Source organism: Poseidonocella sp. HB161398, from assembly GCF_005870025.1.
Lineage (GTDB): Bacteria > Pseudomonadota > Alphaproteobacteria > Rhodobacterales > Rhodobacteraceae > Mangrovicoccus.
Genome location: NZ_VATA01000156.1, coordinates 1 through 4,317 on the forward strand (window position 1 = coordinate 1; position 4,317 = coordinate 4,317).

At 72.5% G+C, this 4,317-nt stretch carries 3 protein-coding genes; all 3 read right to left on the reverse strand.

Annotated elements, in window-relative coordinates; all coding sequences use genetic code 11:
• On the reverse strand, positions 1–1,619 hold a 1,619-nt coding region (locus tag FGX59_RS36035), incomplete at its 3' end, for a hydantoinase B/oxoprolinase family protein (RefSeq protein WP_138473371.1).
• Positions 1,616–3,688: a hydantoinase/oxoprolinase family protein gene (locus tag FGX59_RS36040; protein WP_138473372.1), complete on the reverse strand. Its 2,073-nt coding sequence runs from the start codon at positions 3,686–3,688 to the stop codon at positions 1,616–1,618. The genes FGX59_RS36035 and FGX59_RS36040, both read right to left, overlap by 4 nt.
• Before the next feature lie 23 nt (positions 3,689–3,711).
• The coding region (locus tag FGX59_RS39500) for an ABC transporter ATP-binding protein (RefSeq protein WP_138473373.1) at positions 3,712–4,317 on the reverse strand (606 nt) is incomplete at its 5' end.

A 4,317-nucleotide genomic window follows, 5' to 3' on the forward strand; every position in this document is an offset into this window, starting at 1 on the left:
TCGCGGTCGAGCGGATTGCCCCAGCCGCCGGCGCCCGGAGTGCGGAAGGTGACGATGTCGCCCGCCTCGACCTCCAGCACGTCGATCTTGCCGAGGCGCCGCTCGCGCGGCTTGCCCTCGTTGACGACCAGCGATCCGGGCTGGCCGGGCTGGCCGCCGGCCTGGCCCCATGGCCGGAACAGCAGCCGTTCCATGCCGCGGCCCAGCACGTGGCTGCCGGGGGTGAGGATGCGGAAGCTCAGCTCCATGCCGCAGCCGCCGCGCCATTGCCCGGCGCCGCCGGAGTCGGCGCGCAGACCGTAGCGCAGCACCTCGACGCCCAGCTCCGCCTCGACGGTCTCGACCGGGTTGTTGGCAAGGTTGGAAATGCCGCTGTCGCGTCCGTCGACCCCGTCATGGCCCTGGCGCGCGCCGGTGCCGCCGATCAGCGGCTCGATCACCTGCACCATGCGCCCGCCGGTGGCGTTGGGCTCGCTCATCACGATCGGGATCACCGTGCCCGAGGCCGCGGCCGGCAGGACCGAGGGCAGGGCCAGGCCAAAGGCGCCGTTGAGGATGTCGTTGACCCGGATCGCGGCGGCATGGCGCACGCCGGTCGCGGCCGGCTCCTCGGGGTTCACCAGGCTGCCCTTCGGCGTCGAGATGCTCAGCGGGCGCAGGAGCCCGGCATTCAGCGGCGCCGAACGGTCGAGCGTCTGCACCAGCGCCAGCATCCGGAGCGTCAGCCAGGCATGGGGCCGCCCGCAGGAGGGAATGTTCATCGCGGTGGCGACCTGCGGGTCGCTGCCCTCGAAATCGAGATGCACCCGGCCGTCGCCGACGGTCACGGTCACGGCGAGCCGCACCGGCAGGCGCGAGGCCGCGTCGTCGTCGAGATAGTCCGAGAAGCGGTAGCTGCCCTCGGGGATCTGGCGCAGCACCGCCGCGGCCTTGCCGGCCGCATAGTCCATCAGCGCCGCCTGCGCCGCGGCCAGCTCGGCCGTGCCATGCTGCCCGGCCATCTGCGCCACGCGCCGCCGCCCGGTCGCCAGCGAGGCCAGCATCGCGCGGATGTCGCCCATATTCGCCTCGGGCGTGCGGGAATTGGCGTCGAGGAAAAGCCGCACCTCGGGACTCATCTCGCCCTTGCGCATCAGCTTCACGGGGGGGATGCGCAGGCCTTCCTGGAAGATCTCGGTATTCACCGGCGAGATCGAGGAGGCGACGCGGCCGCCGATGTCGGAGCAATGGACGAAGCACCAGCCATAGGCGACGATCTCGCCGCCCTCGAAATAGGGCTCGATCATGTGCAGGTCGGGCAGGTGGGTGGCCAGCCCCGTCGAGCGGTAGGGATCGTTCGTCAGGATGACGTCGCCCGGCTCCAGCGCACCGCAGGCGGCGACGGCCGCCTCGATGGCGGGCAGGCATTCCAGCCCGACGAAGCCCGAGACGCCGATCGAGCGCGGATAGGCGAAGAACCGGCCGTCCCTGCCCGCAAGCGCGCAGGCGAAATCCGCGGTTTCCTTGACATAGAGCGTGCGCCCGGTGCGCTGCAGCGTCAGGCACATCTCCTCGGTGACCGAGGCGAACTTGTTGCCGAGGATCTCCAGGAGGACCGGATCGAAGCTGTCGGCGCTCATGCCTGGGCCCTTTCGATGACGAGGTTGCCTTGCGCATCCACGCTGCCGGTCCAGCCGGGCAGGATGACGGTGGTGGTCTCGGGCTGCTCGATCACGGCCGGCCCGGGAAGGACAGCGCCCTTGCCGAGCGCCTCGCGGTCATGGATCGCGGCCTCGTGCCAGCGGCCCTTGTGGAAGAGGCCCCGGCTGTTCCGCCGGGGCGCGGCACCGTCGGGACCCGAGGGCGCGGCGGCGGAGAGCGGCTGCCCGGCGCCGATCATGGCAAGGCGCAGCGTGCCGATCTCGACCGGCGCGGCGGTGTCGCGGAAGCCGTAGATGCGCTCGTGCTCGCGGTGGAAGGCCTCTGCCATCGCCTCCGCCCCGTCGCCGGGGGCGAGCGCGACGCGCAGCTCGTAGGCCTGCCCGGCATAGCGCATGTCGGCGGAGCGCTCGGCCCGGCGCCCGGCGAGATCCGGCAGCTCGTCATCGAGCCAGGCATCGCCTTCGGCGGCGAGCATGGCGAAGGTCTTCTCCGCCTGGGCGGCGGTGGCGGCATCGAGGGTGACGCGCAGCGAGCGGACGAAATCGCGGCGCAGATCCGCCCCCGCCGCGCCCATGGCGCAATAGGCCCCGGCGGCCAGCGGCACGAGGATGCGGGCGATGCCGATCTCCTCGGCCAGCAGGTTCGCATGGGTCGGCCCGGCGCCGCCGAAGGGCAGCAGCGTGAAGTCCCGCGGATCGAGCCCGCGCTCGGCCATGGTGCGGAAGAGCGATCCGGCCATGCCCGCGGAGGCGACGGCCAGCGCGCCCTCGGCAAGCCGCGCGGGGCGGTCCCCGCCCTCCATGCCGATCCGCTCGGCGACGGCGCCGAGCGCGGCGATGGCGGCAGGCCCGTCCAGCGGCATCCGCCCGCCGCCGAAGCGCGCGGGGTCGATGAAGCCGGTGGCGATGAAGCAGTCGGTGACGGCCGGTTCGGTGCCGCCCTGGCCGTAGGAGACCGGACCGGGGAAGGCGCCGGCGCTCTGCGGGCCGACTTTCAGCACGCCCTGCGCATCCGCCCAGACGACGGACCCGCCGCCCGCGCCGATCGCGGTCACGTCGACCACGGGCAGGACCAGCGGCAGGCCGCCAATGTCGGTGCGGGTCGCGATCCCGGCCTCGCCGCCGGTGGCGACGGCCATGTCCGAGGAGGTGCCGCCCATGTCGAAGGTGATGATATTCTCCATCCCCGACTGCCCGGCCTGGCGCACGGCGGCCATCACGCCGGAGGCGGGGCCCGAGAGGATCGTCTCCACCGGGCGGGCCACGGCGGAGCCGACCGAGAGCGAGCCGCCATTCGAGGCGGTCACGAGCAGCGGCGCAGTCACGCCGATCCGTGCCAGCCCGTCGGTCAGCCGGACGAAATAGGCGTCCATCAGCGGCTGGATATAGGCGTTGAGGCAGGCGACCAGCGTGCGCTCGTATTCGCGGATCTCGGGCCAGATCGTGGCGGCGGAGGTGATCGGCAGCCCGCCGGTCCGGGCCGCCAGCTCCGCGGCGAGGGCGCCTTCGGTCTCGGGATCGGCATAGCCGTTGATCAGCATCAGCGCGGCGGCGTCGAGCCCCTGCGCGGCCAGCGCCCCGGCCACGCGGTCGAGCTCGGCCGCAGACGGCATCGCGGCCAGCTTGCCCTCGCGCGAGAAGCGGGCGTCGATCTCGATCACCCGCGCGCGGGGGACCAGCGGGACCTCCTTCTCGGCATGCAGGTCGAAGGAGGACGGCATGCGGCAGCGCGCGATCTCCAGGATGTCGCGGTAGCCCTTCGAGACGACCAGCCCGATCCGCGCGCCCTTGCGCTGGATGATGGCGTTGAGCCCGATCGTGGTGCCGTGCATCAGCCCGCCGACATCCGAGGGCGCCATGCCCTCGCGGGCGAGGAAGGCGGAGAGCCCCTCGATCAGCGCGCGGGAGGGATCGTCGGGGGTCGAGGGCTCCTTGAAGAGCGCGACGCGGCCGGTCTGGCTGTCGGCCATGACGAAATCGGTGAAGGTGCCGCCGACATCGATGCCGATCCGGAGCCGTCCCTGGCTGCCCTGTGCGAAGTCTTTCATTGTCTCTTCTCCTCGCCGCGCCGTCATTCGGCGCCGGCGGTCACGATGACGCCCGCCTCGGCGGGCCAGCCCAGCCGCAGCCGGTCGCCGATGGCGAGCCCGCCCGCGCCCTTGGCGGCATCGGCCTGGCGATAGGCGGTCAGCTCGGCGCCGCTGCCCTCGAGCGCGATGCGGAAGGCGGCATAGGAGCCGCGGAAGGAGCTGGCGATCACCCGTCCCTCGAGGCTGACCGGCAGGCTTTCGGCCGCGCCGCCCAGCACGATCCGCTCGGGGCGCACCGAGAGCGTCGCCTGGCTGCCCGGGACGGCCGGGCGGGGCAGGGCGATGGTCCCGGCCGCGCTGGAAAGGCTCTGGCCGTCGGGGGCGACCTCGCCCTCGAAGATGTTCGAAGTGCCGAGGAAGGTGGCGACGAATCCGGTTTCGGGGCGGTCGTAGATCTCGTCCGGGGCGCCGAGCTGCAGGATGCGCCCGCCCTGCATCACGGCGATCTGGTCGGACATCGACATCGCCTCTTCCTGGTCATGGGTGACGAGGAGGGTGGTGATGCCCAGCCGCTGCTGCATCTCGCGGATCTCGAACTGCATGCTCTCGCGCAGCGCCTTGTCGAGCGCGCCGAGCGGCTCGTCGAG